The sequence below is a fragment of the Kaistella rhinocerotis genome (assembly GCF_030243905.1).
Lineage (GTDB): Bacteria > Bacteroidota > Bacteroidia > Flavobacteriales > Weeksellaceae > Kaistella > Kaistella rhinocerotis.
This window is the reverse complement of record NZ_JASSYY010000001.1, coordinates 821707-847436: the sequence shown is the minus strand read 5'-3', so window position 1 is coordinate 847436 and position 25730 is coordinate 821707. Positions and strand designations below refer to the sequence as shown.

Here is a 25730-nt window from a genome sequence, read left to right as displayed (position 1 = left end):
TGAAATGGCTTCTTTGTGTTTATTGATTTATACCTATTTCTTGATGAATTTGGAATTTACAACTCCGTTTTCGGTATGGATAAGGATGAGGTAGGTTCCCTTGTTCAGTTGCGCGACGGAAACTTTCTTGTCTTTGCCGTCAGCGGTTTTCAACAGTCTTCCGCTCATATCGAAAATCTCGATTTTGGAAATTCTCTGTTTTGTATCGATATATAAGATATCGGAAGTCGGATTCGGATACAGCGTGGTAACAAACGTCTTGTTTTCACCGGAGGCCAATACCGCAGACTGTGTGATTGCGATGGTTTTAGGTGAAACACCGCTGTCGCCGGAGACCAAAACATTGGCCGTGCGGTTCACGCCTGTTGTATTGGTTTGCGCGGACATGATCAGTTTCGCATCACCGTTCCCCGAGATTGAATTCTTAAAGTCATGTTTCCCTGTTAAACTCAGGTAGGAAAGATTGAGCCAGCTGGTGTCGCTGTTTGCGGTCCAGTTGACATTGTTGATGATGTCAAACGAAAAAGTATTGGCATTATCCGGATTATTGCTGATTTCGAGATTGGTCAGCTCCAGATACTCTTTGGTCGGGGTGAGGTACTTGGTATCTAAGTTGCCGAAAGTAGCGATATAGAAATTGGATGCCCGGTTGAAGTTTACCGGATAGTTTAAGATAGTACTGGCAGAGGTAAAACTTGAAACGTTTACTTTATCATTGCCGAACACCGAAAGCATGGGGTAGTTGTTCATACCGCTATCAACCACTTTGCTGTATTTAAGACTTCCGTCTGTATCCAGTTTCAGCAGTATTTTATTTCCGGTATTTGCATCAAAAAGATACTCTGTGCCATTAACCGACATTTTATCCTTTACGTATCCATACATATAGATGTTTTTATTCTCATCCAAACTGATGTTTGTATAAGCTGAGGTGTTGGAGTTGTTGGAATGCAGGGGTATCTGCCACATTACACTTCCGTCCGTTTTTACTTTGGCTAGAAACGGAATGTGTGTTTCGGGCGAATACACTTTCGGAACTGCAGCCATATCCAGACCATTGAAATTGGTGTCCGTATTGCTGATGCTGTAATAGCTGCCCATTAAAATGAAATTTTCCCCGTCAAATACAATGTCGTTCGGCCATGAATACCCTGTAGAACCGGCAGGTTGGTTTGCGTAGAAATTTTTTCCCGCGGTTACGTTGCCGCTGCTGTTAAATTTTAACATAAGATGATCCATATAATCTGGATTTGCAGGAATGGTAACACCGTCAAATACATAATTATTTCCCGTGTGATTGACTGGTTCTGTTAATAGATAAAGCGTATGCTGTGCGTCCAAAACAGGGAGTAAGGAATACGCACCAACATTCGGATAAGATTTGGAATACAGCAAATTTCCTGATGCCGAAAATTTCAATATAAATATATTGCCAGAAACAGTGCCCGACACGGTATTCCCATCCACTGTAAATGATTGATTGGTAATCCCGACCACATGTACATCGCCATTGCCGTCAGCTGTAATGGCAGCGCTGATAATTGCCGCCTGTGCCGGAATGAGCTGTTTGCTCCACATGAAATGACCATCCTTATTGGTTTTGATGATCACTTTTGTGCTTATCAGCGCATTTTGGTTAAAGCTTGCCGTATTTCCTGCGGCATCAGTGAAAATAGAGGTGGCGCCGCTTGTGTTCGCCAGCATCAGCAGGTTGTCGTCTTTATCAACAGCTGCAAAATCACTTGAAACGTTTAATTCCCGCGTCCCGGAGTCAGGATGGAACTGCGCATGCCACATCGGCAGTCCGTCTGCACGCAGCCTTGCGAAATGTCGTGCCGAGACGCCGGAACCGTTATCTACCTGTTTTCCGAAGAAATTGGCTTTGCCTTCAACGACGGACGTAACAAACAGTTGGTCTTTTGATAAATTGAGATTTTGCTGAAAAACGTGCACAAGCGAGCCGGAAATTGAGTTTGTTTTCTCTTTTGACCAGATTGCTGCTCCGGATAATCCATCATGAACAGTCGTGCTGAAAAGTCTGGCTGTAACGATGGATAAGGAATAATTATTCCCCACGCTGCTTACCAGTCCGTTTGTGAAAGGCTGCAGGGCGGAGGGTGCGGCGCCCGAAGAGTTGAAAGACAGCAACACTTTATACACATTGCCGCCTGTGGAGGACTGTGTTAATGTAGTCGTTGTCCCATTGGCATTGGTAAAAGTGTTAATGGTATTTCTACCGTCGAAATGATTGTCTGTGTAAATGACCCGGAAATTGCCTGTTGTCCCGTACGGTTTTACTGATGCGTGCGTTATACGGCTTTGTATACCGTAAATATAATCTGAGCTTAATGCTGAGGAAGTTTTGAAAAAAGCAACTGCACCCAGATTGGCATCGATCTTCGCCACGTAATTAAAAATTCTGTTATTTTCCTGAGAAGGGTTTGGATTGTACGTGTATCCATAGTTCGATGTTTCTGATATTAAGCTGGTGGAACCTTTGCTGAAACCTGAAAAGACCACTGCTCCGTCGGAAGAAATGGCAATGTCACTGACGTCTGTCCATCCCCCGAAATAGTTGGTGTCACTGTTGGCGGCTGCTTTCAAAGATGCAGTAAAGGAGCCACTTTTGTCTCCCTTAAGTATAAATCCCGTTTTTGCGGGAATGGTCTCCGTGCCGGCCATCACGCCATTGTCAGTAGTTGCTCCCGCAAGGTACAGGCTGTTGTTCAGCAGAGCCACAGATTTTACCTCGGTTTGGTTAAACTGGTTGTTGTACACGAGGTTTCCGTTGGTATCATTGATCCTGGCCACATAATTCTGATTGTAAACAATAAAAGTGTCAGTGTCGTCGGTTACACATTTTACCTTGGGGTACACCACATTGTGACCACCGGTTAACAGATTAACCCAGGCTGCGCTTCCGTTGCTGCTGATCTTCATTAAAAAAGAGGATGAGCTACCGGTAGCCGTGGCTGAAGTGCTTCCCGCAGTAATAGTGCCGCTAAACTGCCCGTAAACATACAGGTTTTCAGACGAATCAACGCTGACGTACCGCGGTGTGATGATCCCGCCGTTTCCCGCATTAAAAGTTTTAAGCCACATATTACTTCCTGTGGATGCATTTGACTTTAAAATAAATAAATCATCAACGCCTATGTTAGTGGCAGAAAGGCCGTCGACTCCAATCTCACCTGAATTGGCAGTACCCACATGGTAGGTGAAATTTGCAGTGGATTCTACAATTGATAGTGCGCTTCCCTTGACGGTATTAAGCTGTACCAGTCTGGTGTTGGGCAGTGTAACTTGTGCATTAAGCACCGGTTGGGCGAGCAGCAGAGAGGCAACTGCATTCCGCAGGCATCTGCGAAGAAGTAAATTTGTTTTCATGATCGGTGTATTAGTTTAATGTAAATATAGTCTTAATATAATAAGCGGAAAAATTTTAACCGTTTTCAGCAAAGTACGGTATTTTATTGAAAAGTTTTCTTTGTAAAAATTAATTGTAGGATGTTTTTCTTATAATGTAAAAAATTGTTTTGTTTTTTAAACTTTTGAGATAAGTTTGTAACCGACTTTTAACCATAAGCAAATATTTAATTAAAATTATAAACAAATGTGCGGAATAGTATGTCTTTTAGATGCAAAACAGAAAACGGAAGCACTCCGTCCTCAAATATTAGAAATGTCTAAAAAAGTCCGTCATCGCGGACCGGACTGGAGCGGAATCTTTCAGGATGAAAAAGTAATTTTCTCCCACGAAAGACTCGCGATTGTAGATCCAACCTCGGGTAAACAGCCACTGTTTACGAAAGACCGAAAAGTGGTATTGGCGGTGAATGGCGAAATCTACAACCATCAGGAGCTGCGTGCGGAGTTTCCAGACTATGAATTTTTAACCCAGTCAGATTGCGAAATCATACTTGCTTTGTATCGCAGAGACGGCAAAGATTTTCTGGAGAAACTGAACGGGATTTTTGCATTTGCACTTTATGATATCGAAAACGGAATTTATCTCGTGGGCCGCGACCATATGGGCATTTGTCCACTTTATCAGGGTTGGGACAGGAACGGAAACTATTATGTAGCGTCCGAACTTAAAGCATTGGAAGGCGTCTGCAAGACAATTGAAACCTTCCTGCCCGGACATTTCCTTTACAGTTTAGACGGCTTTGAGCTGCAAAAATGGTATCATCGTGACTGGGAAGATTTTGAGAATGTAAAAGATAACGTGACGGATATTTCCGCCATCAGAAAAAGTTTGGAAGCCGCGGTTCACCGCCAGTTGATGAGTGACGTGCCGTATGGTGTCTTGCTTTCGGGTGGTTTGGATTCTTCCATTATCGCGGCTGTTACAGCCAAATATGCGCGAAACAGAATCGAAAGTGGCGACACACAGGAGGCATGGTATCCAAGACTTCACAGTTTTGCGGTAGGACTGGAAGGTTCGCCCGATTTAGTTGCCGCTCAAAAAGCTGCTGATCACATTGGCTCTATTCACCACGAAGTTCATTTTACGGTTCAGGAAGGTCTGGATGCAGTGCGTGATGTAATTTATCATTTGGAGACTTACGATGTAACGACTGTTCGCGCATCGACGCCGATGTATTTGCTGGCGAGAGTCATCAAATCCATGGGGATAAAAATGGTGCTCTCAGGTGAAGGAAGTGACGAACTTTTCGGCGGCTATCTGTACTTCCATAAAGCACCGAATGCCAAAGAATTTCACGAAGAAACAGTGAGAAAACTAGGTAAGCTTCACCTGTACGACTGTCTGCGGGCCAATAAAGCCCTGATGAGCTGGGGAATTGAAGGCCGTGTTCCGTTCTTAGATAAAGAATTCATGGATGTCGCAATGACGGTAAATCCTAAAGATAAAATGATCAATAAAGCCGAAGGAAAAATGGAAAAATGGGTTCTTCGGAAAGCCTTTGAAGATTTGTTGCCCGAATCCATTGCGTGGCGGCAGAAAGAACAGTTTTCAGACGGCGTGGGATATTTGTGGATTGATTCGCTGAAGGATTTAGCTGAAAAAGAAGTATCGGATGAAATGATGTCGAACGCACATTACCGTTTCCCGCTGAACACGCCTCAGAACAAAGAAGAATACCGCTACAGAACCATTTTTGAAGAACATTTTCCGAGTGAGACCGCTGCCGCAACAGTACCGTCTGTTCCTTCCGTCGCGTGTTCAACACCGATTGCCTTGGAATGGGACGAAGCTTTTAAGAAAATGAACGATCCGAGCGGCAGAGCAGTGGTGAGCGTGCATGAGGATAGTTATTAAGGATGGAGTAGGGAGTAGGGAGTATTGAGTATAGATTATTGAGTTTGAGAGATTGAGGGTTTGCGGGTCTGAGAGTTTGACAATTGGAGAGTGGAGGGTTTGACTGAAAGTGGATTTAAGTGTAGGATTTTAATATGTGGCAGTTTGGGTAATTAAGAACTGATTACCACTGTGATTTTTCTTAAAAACCTCAAATTCATCCACACAAACGCTCAACAACTCAAATACTCCAAACTCAACTACTCTCAAACCCCCAAACTCCCCAACTCCCACTTGGGTGTGCTTTTTGTTAGCTAAGCAATATGCCTAAGCTTTCCCAGACTTTTGACACGCCCACAAAGAAAATCCTGCCGTTCATCCTTGCCACTGCCATTTTTATGCAGATGCTGGATTCCACAATCCTGAATACCTCGCTTCCCTCCATCGCGAAAGATCTGAATGAGTCGCCACTCGATATGCAGAACGCGATTATCAGCTATGTTCTCACACTCGCTTTGTTCATGCCGGTCAGCGGATTTTTGGCCGATAAGTTCGGCACGCGCAAAGTCTTCATTTTCGCTATTGCCATCTTCAGCCTCGGATCAGCATTTTGTGCAGCTTCCCAAAGTCTGACACAACTTGTTATTTCACGCGTCGTACAGGGAATTGGCGGCAGTTTGATGACTCCGGTGGGGCGGCTTGCTTTAATAAAGACTTACGATAAAAACGAATTGGTGCAGGCCATGAACTTTGCCATTGTACCGGCGTTGATCGGTCCCGTGTTGGGACCGCTTGTAGGCGGCTATATGGTTGACTATCTGTCGTGGCACTGGATTTTTTTAATCAATATCCCGATAGGGGTGGCCGGAATTATCCTGAGTATTAAACACATGCCCGAATACCGCTCCCAAACCATTAAATTTGATTTTAAAGGATTTGTAATTTTTGCTTCAGCATCCCTGTTGCTTTCGGTTTCACTCGAGTGGCTGGGAAATGCTTCAAATATTACACCTGTATTGCTGATCTTTACGCTGGGCTTCGTGATGATCTACTACTATTACAAACATGCGAAGAAGACGGATAACCCAATATTTCCGTTGAATCTTTTTCAGGTGAGAACTTTCCGCGTCGGTATTTTGGGGAATCTTGCGACAAGGCTTGGCATTAGTTCAATACCACTTTTACTTCCGCTGATGATACAGATTGCGTATGATAAATCGGCAGTAGTTTCAGGCTGGATTGTCGCTCCAATGGCGCTCACCGCAATGTTCGGGAAGTCATTTGTGCTGAAAATCCTGAACACAGTGGGTTACCGGCGCACTTTGATGGGTAATACTTTCATCATCGGATTCCTGATTTGCTGTTTTGCCATTCCGGGTATTGAGACCAACATTATTTGGTTTGTACCAGTTATCGCGGTCCTCGGTTTTTTTAATTCCATACAATTTACAGCGATGAACACCATTACCATCGCAGATCTGCGCTCGTCACATACCAGCAGCGGAAATTCGCTTGTAGCCGTTAATCAGCAGCTTGCTATTGGTTTCGGAATCGCTTTTGGACTTATTGTTTTAAAACTTTTCGAAGCGAACACGATGGGGCAGACGGATCCGCACGCGGCTTTCCGCTACACTTTTCTGGTGGTTGGGCTTCTTACAATTTTGTCAGGATTTGTCTTTCGTAGGTTGCATCACCGCGATGGCGATAATATGAAGACGGAAAATCTGCATTAGTCCAGTAATCAAGCATAATTAACCTAAATCAATGTGTTCCATCATTTCTTAACGTAATTTTGAGATGTAGATTAGCTGCATTTAACAACGAAAAGCTAAGAAGCGAACCATTTCATAATAATTTAAAAATAAAGGAAAATGAGGAATATAGAATTCGGCTTGATGACATTTGCTGATATGGAGCCCGAAAAAGAATCGGTTAAAGGTACGAATGCACACAGAAGGATACAGGATTTGCTTGAGGAAATAAAGCTTGCAGATCAGTTGGGAATTGATATGTTCGGCATCGGTGAGCATCACCGTCCCGATTATGCGGTTTCGTCACCCACTACCGTATTGGGCGCCGCAGCTGCGGTCACAAAAAACATTAAACTTTCCAGCGCGGTCACAGTTTTGAGCTCAGATGATCCTGTGCGTGTTTACCAGCAGTTTGCGACGGTGGATGCTATTTCAGGAGGTCGCGCAGAGATTATGGCGGGTCGTGGCTCCTTTATTGAATCTTTTCCTCTTTTTGGGTTTGATCTTAATGATTATAACGAACTTTTTGAAGAAAAACTGGATTTGCTTTTAAAAATAAATAGATCCGAAAAGATTACCTGGAGCGGAAATTTACGCGCGCCTATTCACGACTTGGGTGTTTATCCACGCGCCGTTTCCGGCGAGATTCCTATCTGGCTTGCGGCTGGAGGTACACCGGCGTCTGCGGTTAGGGCGGCGAAACTTAGACTACCGCTTATGTTAGCCATAATCGGAGGTTTACCACGGCATTTTACACCGTTCTTTGATCTTTACCGGAAGTCAGCCCATGAAAACGGAATCGCCGCCGAAGATTTACAGGTGGGCGTAAACAACCATATGTACGTAGGTGAAGATGCTGACAAAGTAGCATCGGAATTTTTTCCGCATTACGCAAAAATGATGGATCGCGTGGGCCGCAGCCGCGGCTGGCAGCCAATGTCGCGCCCACAATTTGATTTCATGCGCGCGCCTGAAGGCTCGCTTCTGGTAGGCAGTGTAGAGCAGGTGGTGGAGAAAATCCTGTATCAGCATCAGCTGTTTGGTTTCACGAGATTCGTAGCACAATCGAGTCTGGGAACGCTTCCCCATGAACTTACAATGAAGTCTATCGAGATTTTCGCGTCGCAGGTGGTACCCGAGGTTAAAAGAAGGCTAGGCGTTGGTTAATGGTTTTTTTAAAATTAATTAAATGATTTTCAGACCATAAATTTAATAATCCCGAATCTTCATTTTTCTTAACTTTAAATAAACCTGCTATGTCAAATATTGGCTTAATCATCGAAGAACGTGCAGCAAACATTGGTAATTTCCTGGTAGGAAGGCTGTTGCCGTTCCGCGAGAAGAGAGCGGTAGGACCATTCGTGTTTATCGATCATATGGGTCCGGCCGCGCTGAATGATTTTCAGAATTTGGATGTCGCGCCGCATCCGCATATTGGGCTTTCAACACTCACTTATCTGCTTGAGGGTTCCATTCAGCACAAAGATTCGCTCGGAAATGACATCGAAATAAAGCCCGGTGCCGTGAACTGGATGACGGCCGGGAAAGGTGTGGTACATTCAGAACGTACACCCGAATATTTGCGAAAAACCGATAAGAATCTTCACGGTTTCCAAATTTGGGTAGGTTTACCGAAAGAACTGGAACAAAGCGAGCCCACTTTCCAACATACGGAAGCCTCCGGAATTCCGCAGTGGGAAGTGGATGGTTTGCAATACAAACTTATCGCAGGCGACCTTTTTGGCAGAAAATCGACCGTTCCGGTGCATTCTAAACTCTTTTTCCTTGAAATTAAAAATACCGAAGCAGAAAGAGTAAATATTGGATGTGAACTTTTCGGTGAAGTAGGCATGTATATCCTGGAAGGCAGCGTGCAGATCGAGAATAACACGTACAGCAGCCGCCAGCTTCTTATTGCGAAAAACGCGCGGTTATGCGAATTTGAAATGGCCGAAAATTCAACGGTTTTCCTTTTTGGCGGCGAACCTTTTGAGGAAGAACGCTTTATTTTCTGGAACTTCGTCAATTCAGACAGGGAAATAATCGAGAAAGCGAAGAAAAACTGGCATGAGCAAAATCATGGCGCTTTCCCGCTGGTGCCCGGTGACACAGATGAATATGTGCCGCTGCCTAAAAATCTGCTTAACAGTAAATTGTCACGATAATCATCCTTTAAATAGGGACGTAAACACAATCACTGTTTTAGACAAAATAAATGATATGGTGACGTTTTAATGCGTAATTTAGTTACATACTAAAACACCTTTACCATGGACGAAAACAAAAAACTTACGCGGCAGACCGGTGCACCGGTGGCAGACAATCAAAATTCGCAAACTGCAGGTCCACGCGGCCCGCTGCTGATGCAGGATTTCTGGTTCTTAGAAAAAATGGCCAATTTTGACCGTGAAGTTATTCCGGAACGCCGGATGCACGCGAAAGGATCAGGCGCGTTCGGAACCTTTACCGTTACACATGATATCACCCAATATAGCAAGGCAAGCATCTTTAATACAATTGGCAAAAAGACCGAAATGTTTGCACGTTTCTCTACAGTAGCCGGGGAACGTGGCGCAGCGGATGCCGAACGGGATATCCGCGGTTTTGCATTAAAGTTTTATACAGACGAAGGAATCTGGGACTTGGTGGGCAATAACACGCCGGTTTTCTTTTTCCGTGATCCCAAAAAATTCCCCGACCTGAACCATGCGGTAAAGCGCGATCCGAAAACCAACATGCGCAGTGCAAACAACAACTGGGATTTCTGGACGTTGCTTCCCGAGTCACTTCACCAGGTAACCATTGTGATGAGCGATCGCGGCATCCCACGCGGCTACCGCCACATGCATGGTTTCGGAAGCCATACCTACAGTTTTTATAACAAAGAAAATGTTCGGCATTGGGTGAAATTTCATTTCCGTACCCAGCAGGGCATCGAGAATTTCACGGAAGAAGAAGCCATTGAAGTGATAGGGCGCGACCGCGAATCTTCGCAACGCGATTTGTTTGACAATATTGAAAAAGGAAACTTCCCGAAATGGAAATTTTATATCCAGGTGATGACGGAGGAACAGGCAAAGACCTACCGCTTCCATCCGTTTGATTTGACTAAAGTTTGGTCTAAGAAAGATTTTCCGCTGATTGAAGTAGGGGAATTTGAGCTCAACCGCAATCCGGAAAACTATTTCCAGGATGTAGAGCAGGCCGCCTTTAACCCGACCAATATTGTTCCCGGCATTGGCTTTTCGCCCGACAAGATGCTGCAGGGCCGACTTTTTTCTTACGGCGACGCGCAGAGATATCGTCTCGGCGTAAATCATTTCCAGATTCCGGTGAACAAACCTACCTGTCCTTACCACGCGTTTCACCGTGACGGGCAGATGCGCGTAGACGGAAACTATGGCGCTACCAAACATTATGAACCCAACAGCTACGGTGAATGGCAGGAACAGCCGGAATATAAGGAACCGCCACTGGATCTCTATGGAACGGCGTATGAGCACAATTTCCGCGACGATGATCAGGATTATTACACTCAACCTGGCGATCTTTTCCGAATTATAAAAGCCGATGGTAAAGCAGAGGAACTTTTTAAAAACACCGCCGTGAACATTGGCGGAGCCGAAAAATTCATCCAGATCCGGCATATCAGAAACTGCTACAAAGCCGATCCCGATTACGGAAAAGGTGTGGCATACACTTTGGGACTCGATTGGGATGAGGTAGAAAATTTTGATATGACACCTTATGATCGGTGGGCACCGAAACCTACGCAACACGCTCAGAAATAGAACAAAAACGGCGGATCAAAAAGATAATCCGCCGTTTTTTTTAGAAAATTTAAATTAAAAAAATTTTAATATGACAGAAATAAAACATGAAAAGAACGGTTCAAAAGGCTCGTTTGATATTTACTATGACCGTAAAAAAGCCGGCAGCATGACGTACACGGGCGCCGATCAGGACACCATGATTATTGATCACACCGAGGTCAGCGAAGAATTCGGCGGAAAAGGTTTGGCCAAACAGCTTGTTTTTGCCGGAGCCAAATTCGCGCGGGAAAACGGAAAGAAAGTGATTCCGCTCTGCACCTACGCGAAAGCTACTTTTGAGAAGAATGCGGATATTCAGGATGTTTTGGCTTAAGAGTCATAACCTGTAAAACGAACCTTTCCGGAAACGGAGAGGTTTTTTGTTTTTAAAGATTTCCCGAAAACCAAAGCTTTCAGACTGGAGGGCCGGTGACTGAAAGTTTCCGCAAAAGTTGTTGCAGATGTGCTTTTACCTTTCCGGAAGACCGGAAAGCTTGTAGCACGCGTGTTTGGAACTTTCCGGAACGCCCGAAAGCTTGTAGCGCGGGTGTTTGGCACTTTCGGGAACACCCGAAAGCTTGTAACACGTGTGTTTGGGGTTTTCGGGAACACCCGAAAGTGTTTTGCACGGGTGTTTGGAAGTTTCGGGAAGATTTGCGGGTGCTGAGATATACTGTCGGATTGGAGGTTGTGAATCGCTGAACCTCTCCGGCGATAAGAGGTTTTTTGTTTCTGCAAATGTGCTGCGCCCCGGATTGAACGGCATGTCTGAACTCTCCCGCGACCCGCCAAGGCGCTGGAAGCGAGTAGTGAAAGCCGCACAAGGCGCACAAAAAAGAATTCGCGCCCGTTTCTCCTGGAGTATCATGCTCCAAATACGCGCAAAAAACTATATTTGCTGCACCAAATTTTTTTATAGAATGAACCCAGCAACGGTCTTACTCCTGTTCGTATTTGCCTATTTTATCGGTCTGCTTGTAATCTCTTACTACACCAGCCGCAACGCCGATAACCAGTCTTTTTTCATCGGTAACAAAAAAAGTAAATGGTGGCTCGTCGCCTTCGGGATGATAGGCACCAGCCTCAGTGGCGTCACTTTTATCTCCGTGCCGGGTACCGTAGGCAAGATGACGGCGGGTGACTATCCTTTTGGCGGTTTCGAGTATTACATGATGGTGATTGGGTTTTTCCTGGGTTATTTCATTGTTGCCGCGGTGCTTTTGCCACTGTATTACCGGATGAACCTGACCTCGATTTACACCTATCTTGGCAGAAGGTTTAATGTGGAAGCACATAAAATCGGTTCGCTGTTTTTTATTATTTCAAGATCAATTGGTGCTACAGCGCGACTTTATCTGGTTGTAAACGTGCTTCAAATCTTTCTTTTGGCAGATTTGGGAGTACCGTTTTGGCTTACCTCCGCTATTATCCTGCTGATGGTTTTGCTCTATACTTTTGAAGGTGGCGTGAAAACCATCGTGATTACAGATACTTTGCAGACTTCGTTCATGATATTGAGTTTGGTGGTTTGCATCGGTTTTATCCTTTCAAATCTGAATCTGTCAGCCGGCGAGGCTTATTCTACTCTGGCTGCAAAAGACTACACGCATCTGATCAATTTAGATGTGAACTCGAAGACTTTTTTCCTCAAAACTGTGCTGGGCGGCATGTTCATCACCATCGCGATGACCGGTCTGGACCAGGAAATGATGCAGAAGAACATTTCGGTCGATAACCTGAAAAATTCCAAAAAAAATATGCTCACGTTCGCGGCAACGCTGTTGGTCGTGAATCTTGCATTCCTTTTCCTCGGTGGGTTACTTTACCTTTTCGCAATGGAGAACGGCGCGGTTTATTCGCAGATAGTAAGTGTTGTAAATGGAACTGAAAGCATCACGAATGTTTTTGGCTTTAAAGATGCGGCCGGAAATGTGACCAACGTGATGGGTGATGACCTTTTCCCGGCGCTTTCGCTGCAGGGTTATTTTCCGCTTTTCATTGCCGTGATTTTCATCATCGGTCTTATCTCGGCGCTGTTTCCGTCCGCGGATGGCGCGCTTACCGCAGTGACAAGCTCATATTGCGTGGATTTGCTGAATATGAACGAGGACCAAACCAAGACTGAAAAGCAAAAGAAAAGGCTTCGTATGAAAATCCACCTGATCTTTACGACAATATTCTTCATTCTGATTATGATCTTTAAAGCCATCAATGACAAATCGATTGTTTACCTGATCATGGAAGTTGCGGGCTACACCTATGGTCCACTGCTCGGGTTATTTGCCTTCGGAATCCTCACGAAATTTCAGATCACACGCAAATATGCGATCATTGTCATTACACTATTGGCGCCGGTCCTCACTTATCTGCTCAATTATCTGGTAACTGAAAATACCGCATACCGCATAGGTGTTGAACTGATTATTATCAATGGTTTACTTACTTTTATCGGGCTCTGGCTGATCAGAAATAAACACCATAAACATGAGGAGGTGTCGCCACTTTAAAAAAAGAAAACCGGTTCAAAATGAATCGGTTTTCAAATTTATATCTAAAAGTGTAATTACTTCGCTGCGCTGGCTTTGATCAGGATCTGGAGGTTCATTTCATTTTTGATGAGTCCGTTTGCTATTGGCACCTGGAATTTCACACCAAAATCTTCTCGGTCGATGTCTTTTGGCTCCGTTGCGATCGTCGCGATGCCTTCGCTCTCAGAAACATTTGCATTGAGCGTGATAGGTTTAGATATACCTTTTATATTAAGATTTCCGCTGATTTCCGTGTTATAATCACCTTCAGGCTTCGCCTTAACCGAGGTGATTTCGAAAGTCGCTGTCGGGAACTTTTCAGTGTCGAAAAAATCAGGGCTTTTTAAGTGACCAATGAGTTTGGCGTTTTGTTCCGAATCATCTTTTAGGTCTGTGGACGTCATTGAAGTCATGTCCGCCGTAAATTTTCCGCTTTCAAGCTTTCCTTCGTGCATTGTGATTTCACCGCTTTGGAATTTGATGGTTCCAAAATGGCTTGCATTCTCAGATTTTACGATCTTAAAACCTTTCCATTCCACACGGCTGTTGGCCGTATCAACCTGGTAAACAGCGCCGTCTTTGGAAGTTGTAACGGCTGAAGTTTCACTTGTAGCCGGTTTGTCTTTCGCGCACGAAACGGCCGAAAGTGCTGCGAGCAAAGCGGTAGCTGCCACAAAACCTGATATTTTATTCATAAAAAGCTGGAATTTAATTGTTTTCGCTAAAATAATTAAATTATATTTAGGTTCAAAAATAATATGTTTGCAAGATGCTGCTAGAAATCCGCCACCTTTCTTTTTCATATTCTCCGGACAGGCCGCTGTTCCAGAATTTTAATCTCGCTTTGGAGCCCGGGCGCATCATGGCTCTCGCCGGTGAAAGTGGCTGCGGCAAATCTACACTTCTGAGTATAATTTATGGTTTGATAGATTGGCATGAAGGTGACATCATTTTCGATGGAAAGGCGCTTTTCGGGCCAAAAAAGAACATAGTTCCGGGTGAAGCTGGGATGAAACTCGTCGCTCAAAACTACGATCTGATGCCGTACGCCACCGTGGCTGAAAACGTCGGTAAATTTATTTCGAACATCAATCTTCAGGAAAAGCGGGAACGCGTCTCAGAACTGCTCGATGTGGTAGGTCTTTCTGAATTTGCTAATACACTGCCTAAGTTTCTGAGTGGCGGCCAGCAGCAGCGTGTCGCCATTGCGCGCGCACTTTCGGTAATCCCAAAACTGCTTTTGCTCGATGAGCCGTTCAGTAATCTCGATTACCCACGTAAACTGGAACTGCGTGAAAAGCTTTTCAGTTATGTCCGCAAGATGGATATTTCCCTCATTATTTCTACACATGAGATTCTAGAGATCATGCCATGGCTGGACCGGATCGTAGTATTGAAGGATGGAAGACTGATACAAAACGATTCTCCGGAGGAGACATTTAAAAATCCCTACAACGAATATGTTGCGCGGCTTTTTGGTGAGCTGAATGTTCTGACAGAACACCAAATGACCTTGCTAAAGGCGCAAAAAAAATTCTGTTATCCTCATGAGCTCCGCTTTGACGCGGATGGTACTAAAGCGGAAGTTTTGGAAAGCCGCTTTGCCGGAAGTTATTTCTGGAACAAACTGAAAGTGGCAGACGGCCAACTCCTGATGTATTCTGATGATCTCTTGGAAGGGCAAATTAAGGTTTCCAGGAAAAAAAATTAAGGAACTCGCCGTACAAATTTCAAACGGTAATAATTGGGAATGTATAAAATTTTTCGTAACTTTACTTTCCTGCATAAGGAAATCTTTGGTTAATTCTCTTTCTGCCTCTGAGACGAAGATTAGTCAGATTCTCTTTGACAATCGAGTTTTTTGAAACGGAACCCTGTCCAAATTTTTCCTTTTTCCTATTTTTGTATGCGCTGTTAGCCTTCCCGGGTTCGCGGCGTTTTTTTATGCTTTCTTCACAAATTCAGACTTAAGAGCCATCGCCCCGAAACCGTCTATCTTGCAGTCGATATTATGGTCGCTGTCTGGACGTAAACGGATGTTTTTCACTTTTGTACCCGCTTTTACCGGTTTTGGTGCGCCTTTTACCGGAAGGTCTTTCATCACGATCACAGAATCACCGTTTTGCAGTTCGTTACCGTTCATGTCCAGAATAGTTTCGGCTGCATCGTTTTCGGCCGGATTCCATTCGTAAAAACATTGCGAACAAACCATAAGCTCATCCTGTTCATAGGTAAATTCGGATTGGCATTTCGGACAGATTTGGGTATCACTCATGATATTAAATATTTAAATAATATATTTTTAGCATTAGGCTAATTTAAAAATAAAAAACCACCCGCAAGCGGATGGTTTGTGGAGGATATCGGGATCGAACCGACCACCTTTAGACTGCCAGTCTAACGCTCTAGCCAGATGAGCTAATCCCCCAATTCAAAACGCAGAATAAGATCCTGAGATATTTTGAATTGCAATGATACAAATTATTTGCCTGAAGTTGCAAGTGCTTTATATATAATTTTTGAGGTGCGCTGAGTTGTGCTGTTTGCCTGCAGGCGGCTACTGAAACGGTAATACGGTGAGCTGTCTTTTTTTACGGCTGTGAGTGAGAAGACATGAGGAACTTTATTTCCGAACTGTGGAATGCGATATTTTCCTTTTTCAAATTCTTCATTATGTTGGAAACAGGCGTAGGGCGACCAATCATACTCGTTAAATTGCTGTATTTCCAGATTTGCGTCGATCAGGCTCGTGAGCACATCAGATGTCGGATGATTCCAGGTGACATAATCAAGAACAAGCGGCGCTGTTTTTTCTGCGTAAGTACCTTCAGCGGTTTCTACAATGGGTTTTTCGTTGAAGTAATTATATGTGATTTGCGTAAAATCGTCATCAAAAATCCAGACAAACGGATGAAATTCAACAAAAATAAATTTTCCGCCGGGTGAGAGGAAATGCGAGATCACTTTTGCCCATCTGCCGAGGTCTGGCAGCCAACCAATTGTACCATAACTCGTATAAACAATGTCGAATTTACCAGTAAGCAATTCAGGAAGTTGGTACAGATCTGCTACCAGAAAGCGGGTATTTGTACCGCATTTTTCGGCCAGATCTTTTGCAGCTTCGATTGCTTTTTCAGAAAAGTCAATGCCGGTGACTGTCGCGCCCATCCGCGACAGCGAGATAGAGTCCTGCCCAAAATGACACTGCAGATGCAGGATCTTTTTTCCTTTTACATCACCCAAATGTCCGAGCTCGATACTGTTCAGCGACGTACGGCCCGATAAGAACTCGTCCACGAAATAAAAATCAGATTTAAGATGCGGTTCAACCCTCGCGTTCCATGAATTTCTGTTGATATCGAGATAATTTTCCATGGCTTGCTGATTTCAATTGGATTTTGAAGATGTTTAGACGCCGTGCTTTTTTTATTTAAGAACGAAATAATAGAGTAGCGCCCAAACGGCAACGAAAAACAAACCTGGATACAAAACCGACTTCAGCGTTGCCGAATCTTTTTTCCACAAAAACAGGTATGCCAGGTATGCCGCGAAAACCACGGCGAGAAGTGCAGGTAAAAGCATATAGGCCATAATTGGGGATTTAGAAGGTGAAAAAAGATCAGCTACAGACTTTGTTTATGTGTTTTTAGGTGCTGAACTACGTAAAGATAAGATTTTCAGTCTGAAAATCCGAAATTTTGAACCATTTAAATTCAACACCTACGCCGATTTATTTTGATGGAATGTTTTGTTTAAATTCGGCTGCTAAACAATTTGAATGAAACTTCTTTATTTGCTGATCTTGGCTTTTGGTTTAAATACGGGTGCTAACTATTATCAATCAAATGTTTATCTATGTGACAGCGCCGGTGGCAAGAAATGTCATCTGACCAGAAATTGCCGCGGTTTATCGAACTGCCGGCACGAGATTGTAAAAGTAACTATACAAAAAGCACGGTCGCATGGCAAAACACTCTGTGGTCACGAAGATTAGTTCGCCCCGATAAAAGATTCAATTTTCATCGTCTCCTGTTCAGCGTTATCGAGGTTTTTAACAGTAATATTTCCCTCTTCGATCTCCTGCGTTCCAAAGAAAACAATATTCGGAATTCTTTTCTTCTCAGCGTAGGTAAACTGTTTCTTAAGTTTGGCAGCTTCAGGATATAGCTCCGCGGCGATTCCCTGCTCACGAAGTTTACCGATGACTTTCATCGCTTCCAGTGATTCGGTTTCGCCGTAGTTTGCGAATAGGTACTGCACAGCAGAAGCATTATTTTCCTGAAATAAACCCAGTTCGTCCATAACGAGATAAATTCGGTCCAATCCGAAAGATATACCGATTCCCGGAATATTTTTAACACCGAAAACTTCGGTGAGATTATCATATCGTCCGCCGCCACCGATGGATCCCATTGCAACGCCGTTTGCTTTCACTTCGAAAATAGCGCCGGTATAATAATCGAGTCCGCGCGCGAGCGTAATGTCGAACTTCAGATTTTCCGCTGAAATGCCGAGGTTCAGGCACTTTGTTAGTACAAATTCGAGCTCGCTCACGCCAGCTGTACCAATTTCGTTGCCTACAAATTTTTCTTTCAGCTCATTTAAGTTGTCTAACGCATTTGGGCTTTGAGCAAAAAGGAAATCAAGTTTGTTTATAGATTCCTGCGCAATGTTTTTTTCAAGAAGTTCTTTAATTACACCATCTCTTCCGATCTTATCCAATTTATCCAGTGCTACAGTAAAATCAATCAGTTGCTCTGTTATACCTGCATATTCTGCTAAACCTGAGAGTATTTTTCGGTTGTTCAGATGAATGGTGACCGGAATTCCTAGCTGGCTGAATGATTTCAAATAAAGCTGAACCAATTCTACCTCCTGCCAAAGACTCTCACTGCCCACAACATCTGCGTCACACTGGTAAAATTCGCGGAAGCGCCCTTTCTGTGGGCGGTCAGCACGCCAGACAGGTTGAATTTGATACCGTTTAAACGGAAACGTAAGCTGCCCGTGGTTCATCGCCACGTACCGTGCAAAAGGAACCGTGAGGTCATAACGCAAGGCTTTTTCCGAAATCTGGGCAATTAATTTCTGTGAGTTTTTATCATTCCAATCTGCTTCGTTAGCTTTTGATGCATAATCGCCAGAGTTTAAAATTTTAAAAATCAATCTGTCACCTTCTTCTCCATATTTCCCTGTCAACGTGGATAGATTTTCAAAACTTGGTGTCTCCAAAGGCTGAAAACCAAAAAGTTCAAAATTATTTTGAAGGACATTAATTATTGAACGGCGGTTGATCACTTCCTGAGCGGTAAAATCTCGTGTACCTTTGGCTAAACTTGGCTTCATTAAATATTGTAGAATGGTAGTTAGAATTCCTGCAGCTATCCTGCACAATCAATATGCAAAAATAAACATTTGTGCCGACGTTTTTGGTGCCAGTTTCAAAACTGCTTCGATGTCAGCGAAAAATTCTAAACTTCCTCCAACAGGCCAATAATCTCAGCGCCGTAATTTTCGATCTTGTGCTTGCTGAATCCTTTGATACTGCATAGTTCCTCCTTTTTTGCAGGTTTAAACTTTGCGATAGACAGCAGTTCATTATTGGTCGCGATGAAGTAAACGGGAAGATTCTGGTTTTTCGCTTTCTCGCTGCGCCATAGTTTCAGGGATTCCAGGATTTTTATTTCGTCAGGATTCAGTTCTTCGTCTTTCGTCGCTGCATATTTTTCGGTTTTTGCTTCATTCACGCTCATCTTCGCTTCTTCATAGTAGAGGATCACAGACCAGTAAGCTTCGTCATCGCGAACGAAAGCAGATTCATATTTTAGGATGTTGTTCTGCTGGAGAAATCGGTCGAGAACGCTCTGGTCAGCATGGATAAACTCCTCCGAAACGCGGATTTTCAGGATTTTTACTTTCATGACAGTGTGTTTTTGTTTCATTGCACCGCCCGCTTTGAAGGAACGGTGCAACGAAAGTGAATAAAATTGAATGGATTTAAGTGTTATTTGCCGAGCAGTACAAGTTCTTCTACGCGGATTTCCGTCATGTAGTGCTTTGCGCCGGACTTATCATCCCAGCTTTTATACTGTACTTTCCCTTCCACTGCGATCTCTTTGCCTTTGTCGACATATTTTTCCATAATGTCTGCCAGTTTTCCGGGCACTACCAAATTGTGCCATTGGGTTTCCTCTACTTTTTCGCCCAGGCTGTTCGTGTAATGATCAGACGTTGCGAGACTTACTTTAGCGATCTTTCCGTTCTCGAAATTCACGATTTCGACATCTTTTCCTGTTCTACCGATTAAGGTAATTTTGTTTCTGAGTGACATAGCTTTAAAATTTAAAAGATTTAACATTAGTTCCGGATCTCACTGTTCATATCCGAAACTCTGTCGCAAAGGTTGCTCCGTTCTGAAAAATTAATCGGTATTGAAATAATTATTGTCGTTTGTAGTCGTTTGCATCGAATATGCGGTTGATATTCAGTTAGAAAACTATTAAAAAAAAAGGTCCAGCATCGCTAGCTGAACCTTTACATTTACTTTTATTCGAAATACCGATGGAAACTTTTGAATGAATCTTCGAGTTCATCTGCTATTTTTTCAGTTTCTTCCGCCATAGTTGATTTGCCTAAACGGTTTATCAGATTCATATGATTTGTAAGCCAAACGTGCAGCACATCGTGAGATTTGCCCTTCATGGTGCAACTTTTAATCAGTTGCTCATTCGCGGCTTGAAGATCTGCGGCCAACTTTTTAGCGTCGCCCGTGTCAGAATCAAACGCGTCCAGTAAACGTTTTTGTTCATTAATGAAAGGCGTCATTTCCGCGTTGATTCGCCATTTTTTACCGTTGTCAAGTTCCAGTGCAACTGAATTGTCCGCATGATCATCAGATTTTTCAGTAGCGCGACTGCCGGACGAATCGTGCTCTGTCTGCGCAGCGGCATGATCGTGTGTTTCCAAATTATCATGTTGTTTTTCGCAGGAGATTACAAACGCTATTGCAAGCGCAGTAGCAAGTATCGCTTTTTTCATTTTCTTAAAATTTTTATGGTGGTTAAAAGGAAAATTCCTGTTAATATTAATCTGAAGGCGAGTGCCATGAAGGTTTTGATCTCGTAAAGACCTCCGGATTGTATGTGGATGAACAGATAAACATAGCCAAGCAGAATGAAGCCCAATGCGAGTGAAAGTGTGTTTTTTGCGGCCAAATTGCCATTAAATATATAGTAAGCCGACATTAAATACAGAAAGCCGCACAGCCAGTTTGCCCAAACCACCGCAGGTACGAAATTGCCTTCTTTCTGCCGAATCCCAAACCAGTCGAACAGAACGGAACTGCTTACAAATAAAGTGATAAGTCCAAATAATGTCAGCGCAACCGTAAGAATTGTTTTGTTCATGAGAAGTGATCACGCACAGGAGCATGAATGTTCTAAGTTACGAAAGTCTGCACGCGCTGAAAATTTTTGCAAAATGATATTCTCCCATCAGGCAAAAAAATGCGCAACCGACGGCTACGCAATATTTTAAGATTTGTATTTAATTATAAACCGAACTGACGGGCAAAAAGGTCCGGGAAAATTCCGAAAGCAATCATCGCGACAATCACGAAAACGGCGACAATATTATAGGTTAGCGGTACGCGTTCAGAAGTGTTGAATGTGCTTTCTTTCGGGAAAAACATCACCATGATGAGTCTTAGGTAATAGGCAATTGAAATTGCGGAACCTAAAATCGCCACAAGAACGAGGAATGGAGTAGACTTAATGGCCTGCGCGAAGATCGCGAATTTCCCCATAAAACCTGCTGTAAGCGGAATTCCCGCCATAGACAGCATACCAATTGCCGCAGCAACAGCTAAAATCGGCTCAGACTGTGCCAAGCCTTTGAAAGCTTCATAAGACGTTTCACGCTTCAGTTTTTCAACCCAAATCAGACACATCATCACTCCCACAGTTGCCAATGAATAAGCAAATAGATAAAATGCCAGATTGTACGCCGAAAGGTTGTTTAGTCCAAAGAAAATCAAAGCCAAATAACCTACGTGGGAAACAGAAGAGTAAGCCAGCATCCTTTTCGCATTGCTTTGTGCAAGTCCCATCACGTTCGCGAGGAACAATGTAATGATGATCAGTGTTCCGAGGATGTTAATCCAACTTGCGGTGATACCGCTGAAACCTATTGACATCATTTTGAATAGTGCGAAAAATGCTGAAATCTTTACCACAGACATCATGAATGCCGTAATCAAAGATGGCGATCCCTGATACACGTCCGGGCTCCACATATGGAAAGGTGCTAATGAAACTTTAAATGCGAGGGCACAAAGCATCAGTACCGCTCCGGCCGCGAACATAAAGTCTTTCGGATTTTTAGCTGAAAATTCGTGAATCTGGTAAAGATCGAAGCTTCCGGTACTGCCGTAAACCAATGCAATCCCGAAAAGAAGAAAACCTGTAGCGAAAGCACCCATCAGGAAATATTTTGCCGATGCCTCATTCGAGCGCAGATTGGTTTTGCTGCTACCCGCAAGGACGTATAGCGGAATCGACAGAATCTCTATACCCAAAAACAGCGTTACCAGGTTTTGGAAACCAAACAGTACGATACCCCCGCTCAGCGAAAAAAGCATCAGCGCATAGAGCTCAGACTGGTGGCTGCGGTGATTACTGAATGCGAATCCCGCGATGAAGAACAACAATAGTGTCACCACAATCGAGATGCGCGTGAAAAGGGCAGCATTGGCGCCAAACTCATACATCGCGCTGTATTTGCTGAAGAATTCAGGCTCGGGCAAAAAGCTTACATAAAGGGCGATCAGAAGCCCGAAAATACTGATGTACCGCGAAAATTTGCCATAATCGAACACACCCGAAAATAAGGCTGCGATTGCGGTAATAAATATGATAATTAAAACGCTCATTTAGTTGTATTTGAGATTTTAAACTCGTTTTTTTTAGTCTTAAATAATTAGTTCAGCATTGCGGCATAGATGAATCTCACCGAGCTGCTTACCATTTCGATTATCGGCTGCGGAAAAACTCCGAACAGGATCACGAAGCCCGCCAAGGTTGCAAGCACCGAAAATTCTACACCCGACAGATCTTCTGCAGAGGCTAAAACCCGATCGTCGCCTTCGCCAAACATTGCTTTGCCATAAAATCTGAACATATAAACGGCGGAGAATATAAGGGTAAGTCCGGCAACTACAGCGGCTAAAATATTATAATCAAAAACAGATTTGATCAGGATAAATTCGCCAACGAAACCATTGGTTAAAGGAAGTCCGACAGATCCGAGAACCAGGATCATGAACACGATGGCAAACTTGGGAGCCACTTTCGCTAAACCGCCCATTTGACGGATGTCACGCGTTTTGAACCTTTTATAAAGAATATCAGCGCAGTAGAACAACCCGACAATATTGATACCGTGTGCAAGAGACTGAATTAATGCACCTTCGCCACCTTGCGTTGAAACTACACCTTTCATAGTTAGGATTGCGGAAGCCATGATACCGGCCACCATTAAACCAACGTGAGAAAGTGAGGAATACGCCAAAATGCGTTTCGAATCATTCTGTACGATAGCGATCAGTGCACCGTGAACGATACCTACGATTGCGAGAACCAGTACTATTTGTCCTGATATACCGAGAATAGGATCCGGTGTAATCGGTAAGAGATATCGTAAAAGTCCGTAAACTGCCATTTTCAGCATAATACCGGAAAGCAGCATTGTACCTTGTGTTGGCGAATAGGTATAGGTATCTGCCTGCCAGGAATGGAACGGAAATATCGGAAACTTTACCGCAAATGCAAAGAAGATAAACCAAAATACCACGGTCTGTTCAGAAGCGTTAAGCTGTGCATTGTACAGATCTGTAAGTGCGAATGAAGCTGAATTTGAATACACATAGATCAGACCAACCAACATAAACAGGGATCCGACAAATGTATAGACAAAAAATCTCGTCGTGAACTGGATCTTTTTATTTTCCTGACCCCAGATTCCGGCGATAAGCCAGATCGGAATCAAAGTGATTTCCCAGAAAATATAAAAAAGTAATCCGTCCAGCGCAGTGAAAATTCCTATAAGTCCGAACTGCATCAGTAAAATTAAACCATAGAAAGTGTTTCTGTAGCCTGGTTTTTCATTAAAAGAAGACAGTATGATCAGTGGCGTCAGCACATTGGTAAGCAAAAGCATCAGCATGCTCATGCCATCGATACCGAAATGCAGGTTGCTGCGGATGAACTGTGACCACGGATAATTGATTTCATACTGCAATACGCCATCAACGGTTGGTTTAAAATCAAGCTCCGACAGCATAAACAGAGTAAGAAACATCTGTGCAAATGCAAATCCCAGCGCCAAAAATTTACTTGCGGGGTTCTTCCACGCGAACACTACTGCTGAACCTACCAGAGGCAATAGAAGGAATGCTAATAAGAGATACGACATTTACTACTGTAATATAAAGTTAACAATTAAGATAATCCCGATGGCGAGCGACATGATGAGTACATAGTTCTCGACATTTCCGTTCTGAAGTTTTTTGGCTGCACGACCCGAATCTTCCGCGCCTGTCCCGATAAAATCTACGAAACGCTTTAATACACCTTTATCGAACATATTTCCTCCAACGCCCAGACCTTCAATAAATCGAACCACGATCGCATTGTTCAGTTCGTCAAGGAATAGTTTTCTGTTAGAAAGTCTTTCCCAGCCGGTGTATTTTTCTTCCGGTAAAGCTATCTTTTTCTTGTCCACGTAGATACGTTTTGTCATAAACCATACGGTGAAAAACATCAGAACTGTGAGGCTTAATAAGATCATTTCAGTTCCAAATGCAACTTCCGGCAGTTCAACATCGTAAACGTAAATTGATTTCAGCCACTCTGCAAGTTTTGCATAATTTCCGTGACCAATAAAGTGTGGCAAGTTGATAAAACCACCAATTACTGAGAGCACAGCCAATATGATAAGCGGAATTGTCATTGTTTTCGGGCTTTCATGAACATGGCTTCCTTGCTCCTCCGTTCCGCGGAATTCGCCGTGGAAAGTAAGATAATATGCTCTGAACATATAAATTGCCGTAAGCGTCGCCACGATGAACAATACCACCCACAAAATCGGATTTTTACCGTAAACATTGGTTAAAATCTCATCTTTTGAAATCATCCCCGATAAGAATGGGAAACCTGAAATGGCCAGCGTACCAATCAGGAATGTAAAGTGTGTTGTTGGAATGAACTTTTTCAAGCCGCCCATCTTTCTCATGTCCTGCTCGCCACTCATCGCGTGGATTACGGAACCTGAACCCAGGAACAGCAACGCCTTGAAAAAAGCATGCGTCATCAGGTGGAACATCGCCGTGTTGTAAGCGCCAACACCAAGGGCAACGAACATGAATCCAAGTTGTGAAACGGTAGAGTAGGCCAAAACTTTTTTAATATCATTCTGTCTCAGACCAATAAAGGCTGCTACCAGTGCTGTAAGAAGTCCGACGAGCAGTATTCCGTCCATCGTGCTTGGCGCCAGGGAGAACAGGAAGTTTGAACGTACTACTAAATAGATACCTGCAGTCACCATCGTCGCCGCATGGATCAGTGCGGAAACCGGTGTCGGTCCTGCCATTGCGTCCGGCAGCCACGTGAAAAGCGGAACCTGAGCAGATTTACCTACCGCTCCGATGAAGAGACTTATCGTAATGAATATAATAATTGGTGAATCAAGTTCGAATTTTGAAGAATTCTGAGCTACCGAAAGGAAATCCACCGCGTTGGTTTGGTACGCGATCATCAGGATTCCGATAATCATCCCAAGGTCTCCAATTCTGTTCATGATGAAAGCTTTTCTTGCAGCCGCGCCATATTCCTGATTTTTATACCAGAAACCAATCAGAAGATAAGAGCAAAGCCCCACACCTTCCCAACCGATGAAAAGAATCAGATAATTACTTCCCATCACGAGGAGTAACATTGAGAATATAAATAGGTTCAGATAGGCAAAAAAGCGATGAAAACCTTTGTCATGGCTCATGTAGCCGATTGAATACAAATGAATCAGTGAGCCGATCCCCGTAATGATCATCACCATCATCAGTGAAAGCTGATCGATCTGGAAGCTGAAATTTACCTGAATCCCATTCACCCTGAACCATTCGAAAGCACGAACGATCACAGGCTGTGATTCAGCATCAAAATTTAAGAATATACTTACTGCGATGCAGAACGAAACGAAAACGACCAGTGTCGCAACGCCTCCTGCAACCGCTTTCGGCAGATTTTTTCCGAATAGACCGTTAATAAGAAATCCCAATAAAGGTAAAAGTACAATAGCGTAGATTAAATTTTCCATCCTTTAT

The 25730-nt window shown here is 43.6% G+C and carries 23 protein-coding genes and 1 tRNA gene; 9 read left to right on the top strand and 15 right to left on the bottom strand.

Going from position 1 to position 25730, the window contains the following annotated elements; genetic code table 11:
• Positions 1 to 33 precede the first annotated feature (33 nt).
• Complete coding sequence (locus QEP06_RS03920; protein ID WP_285269145.1) at positions 34 to 3387, bottom strand: T9SS type A sorting domain-containing protein; 3354 nt, start codon at positions 3385 to 3387, stop codon at positions 34 to 36.
• Between the two features lie 226 nt (positions 3388 to 3613).
• Between QEP06_RS03920 and asnB the strand changes: the two genes are divergently transcribed.
• The 6 genes from asnB (at position 3614) to QEP06_RS03890 (ending at position 11160) form a co-directional block, all read left to right on the top strand.
• The gene (gene asnB / locus QEP06_RS03915) at positions 3614 to 5284 is read left to right on the top strand and encodes an asparagine synthase B (protein ID WP_285269144.1); all 1671 of its coding nucleotides are present in this window, start codon (positions 3614 to 3616) and stop codon (positions 5282 to 5284) included.
• Positions 5285 to 5586: 302 nt separating this feature from the next.
• Positions 5587 to 6996 (top strand): MFS transporter, encoded by a 1410-nt coding sequence (locus tag QEP06_RS03910; RefSeq protein ID WP_285269143.1) that lies wholly within the window; start codon positions 5587 to 5589, stop codon positions 6994 to 6996.
• A 138-nt stretch (positions 6997 to 7134) separates the two neighbouring features.
• Positions 7135 to 8181, top strand: coding sequence for an LLM class flavin-dependent oxidoreductase (locus QEP06_RS03905; protein ID WP_285269142.1), 1047 nt, complete (start codon positions 7135 to 7137; stop codon positions 8179 to 8181).
• Positions 8182 to 8270: 89 nt separating this feature from the next.
• Positions 8271 to 9179: a pirin family protein gene (locus QEP06_RS03900; protein WP_285269141.1), complete on the top strand. Its 909-nt coding sequence runs from the start codon at positions 8271 to 8273 to the stop codon at positions 9177 to 9179.
• 105 nt (positions 9180 to 9284) lie between these two features.
• Positions 9285 to 10805: a catalase gene (locus tag QEP06_RS03895; RefSeq protein WP_285269140.1), complete on the top strand. Its 1521-nt coding sequence runs from the start codon at positions 9285 to 9287 to the stop codon at positions 10803 to 10805.
• A 70-nt stretch (positions 10806 to 10875) separates the two neighbouring features.
• Positions 10876 to 11160: a GNAT family N-acetyltransferase gene (locus tag QEP06_RS03890; RefSeq protein WP_285269139.1), complete on the top strand. Its 285-nt coding sequence runs from the start codon at positions 10876 to 10878 to the stop codon at positions 11158 to 11160.
• 135 nt (positions 11161 to 11295) lie between these two features.
• Here QEP06_RS03890 and QEP06_RS03885 read toward each other — a convergent pair whose 3' ends face one another.
• A complete protein-coding gene (locus tag QEP06_RS03885) occupies positions 11296 to 11694 on the bottom strand; it encodes a hypothetical protein (RefSeq protein ID WP_285269138.1) in 399 nt (132 codons plus the stop codon).
• A gap of 52 nt (positions 11695 to 11746) precedes the next feature.
• Between QEP06_RS03885 and QEP06_RS03880 the strand changes: the two genes are divergently transcribed.
• Complete coding sequence (locus QEP06_RS03880) at positions 11747 to 13333, top strand: sodium:solute symporter (RefSeq protein ID WP_285269137.1); 1587 nt, start codon at positions 11747 to 11749, stop codon at positions 13331 to 13333.
• Between the two features lie 56 nt (positions 13334 to 13389).
• Here the strand turns inward: QEP06_RS03880 and QEP06_RS03875 are convergent, their stop codons facing one another.
• The gene (locus QEP06_RS03875) at positions 13390 to 14049 is read right to left on the bottom strand and encodes a YceI family protein (RefSeq protein ID WP_285269136.1); all 660 of its coding nucleotides are present in this window, start codon (positions 14047 to 14049) and stop codon (positions 13390 to 13392) included.
• A gap of 74 nt (positions 14050 to 14123) precedes the next feature.
• Here QEP06_RS03875 and QEP06_RS03870 point away from each other — a divergent pair, with 74 nt between their 5' ends.
• On the top strand, positions 14124 to 15065 hold the full coding sequence (locus QEP06_RS03870) for a sulfate/molybdate ABC transporter ATP-binding protein (RefSeq protein ID WP_285269135.1): 942 nt from the start codon (positions 14124 to 14126) through the stop codon (positions 15063 to 15065).
• Between the two features lie 231 nt (positions 15066 to 15296).
• On the opposite strand, the gene QEP06_RS03865 is transcribed toward QEP06_RS03870, so the two are convergent.
• The 4 genes from QEP06_RS03865 to QEP06_RS03850 form a co-directional block, all read right to left on the bottom strand.
• Complete coding sequence (locus QEP06_RS03865) at positions 15297 to 15629, bottom strand: zinc ribbon domain-containing protein YjdM (RefSeq protein ID WP_285269134.1); 333 nt, start codon at positions 15627 to 15629, stop codon at positions 15297 to 15299.
• A gap of 79 nt (positions 15630 to 15708) precedes the next feature.
• Positions 15709 to 15782 (bottom strand) — tRNA-Ala (locus tag QEP06_RS03860).
• A 53-nt stretch (positions 15783 to 15835) separates the two neighbouring features.
• Entirely contained in the window at positions 15836 to 16729 is an 894-nt protein-coding gene (locus QEP06_RS03855) for a class I SAM-dependent methyltransferase (RefSeq protein WP_285269133.1), read from the bottom strand.
• A 51-nt stretch (positions 16730 to 16780) separates the two neighbouring features.
• On the bottom strand, positions 16781 to 16945 hold the full coding sequence (locus QEP06_RS03850; RefSeq protein ID WP_251832969.1) for a hypothetical protein: 165 nt from the start codon (positions 16943 to 16945) through the stop codon (positions 16781 to 16783).
• A 187-nt stretch (positions 16946 to 17132) separates the two neighbouring features.
• Here QEP06_RS03850 and QEP06_RS03845 point away from each other — a divergent pair, with 187 nt between their 5' ends.
• Positions 17133 to 17348 carry a hypothetical protein gene (locus QEP06_RS03845; protein WP_285269132.1) on the top strand — a complete coding sequence of 72 codons (216 nt, stop codon included), beginning with the start codon at positions 17133 to 17135 and terminating at the stop codon, positions 17346 to 17348.
• On the opposite strand, the gene hisS is transcribed toward QEP06_RS03845, so the two are convergent.
• From hisS to nuoL, 8 genes are all read right to left on the bottom strand, one after another.
• The gene (hisS, locus tag QEP06_RS03840; RefSeq protein ID WP_285269131.1) at positions 17345 to 18700 is read right to left on the bottom strand and encodes a histidine--tRNA ligase; all 1356 of its coding nucleotides are present in this window, start codon (positions 18698 to 18700) and stop codon (positions 17345 to 17347) included. The two genes, QEP06_RS03845 and hisS, sit on opposite strands and share 4 nt — an antisense overlap.
• Positions 18701 to 18825: 125 nt before the next feature.
• A complete protein-coding gene (locus QEP06_RS03835; RefSeq protein WP_285269130.1) occupies positions 18826 to 19275 on the bottom strand; it encodes an HRDC domain-containing protein in 450 nt (149 codons plus the stop codon).
• Positions 19276 to 19358: 83 nt separating this feature from the next.
• Complete coding sequence (locus tag QEP06_RS03830) at positions 19359 to 19685, bottom strand: single-stranded DNA-binding protein (protein WP_251832973.1); 327 nt, start codon at positions 19683 to 19685, stop codon at positions 19359 to 19361.
• A gap of 215 nt (positions 19686 to 19900) precedes the next feature.
• Positions 19901 to 20392 carry a hypothetical protein gene (locus QEP06_RS03825; protein ID WP_285269129.1) on the bottom strand — a complete coding sequence of 164 codons (492 nt, stop codon included), beginning with the start codon at positions 20390 to 20392 and terminating at the stop codon, positions 19901 to 19903.
• Positions 20389 to 20760, bottom strand: coding sequence for a hypothetical protein (locus tag QEP06_RS03820; RefSeq protein ID WP_285269128.1), 372 nt, complete (start codon positions 20758 to 20760; stop codon positions 20389 to 20391). The genes QEP06_RS03825 and QEP06_RS03820 overlap by 4 nt, the downstream gene beginning before the upstream one ends.
• A 143-nt stretch (positions 20761 to 20903) precedes the next feature.
• The gene (locus QEP06_RS03815; RefSeq protein ID WP_251832976.1) at positions 20904 to 22283 is read right to left on the bottom strand and encodes an NADH-quinone oxidoreductase subunit N; all 1380 of its coding nucleotides are present in this window, start codon (positions 22281 to 22283) and stop codon (positions 20904 to 20906) included.
• A 47-nt stretch (positions 22284 to 22330) separates the two neighbouring features.
• Positions 22331 to 23824 (bottom strand): complex I subunit 4 family protein, encoded by a 1494-nt coding sequence (locus tag QEP06_RS03810; protein ID WP_285269127.1) that lies wholly within the window; start codon positions 23822 to 23824, stop codon positions 22331 to 22333.
• A 3-nt stretch (positions 23825 to 23827) separates the two neighbouring features.
• The gene (nuoL, locus tag QEP06_RS03805; RefSeq protein ID WP_285269126.1) at positions 23828 to 25723 is read right to left on the bottom strand and encodes an NADH-quinone oxidoreductase subunit L; all 1896 of its coding nucleotides are present in this window, start codon (positions 25721 to 25723) and stop codon (positions 23828 to 23830) included.
• Between the last annotated feature and the right edge of the window lie 7 nt (positions 25724 to 25730).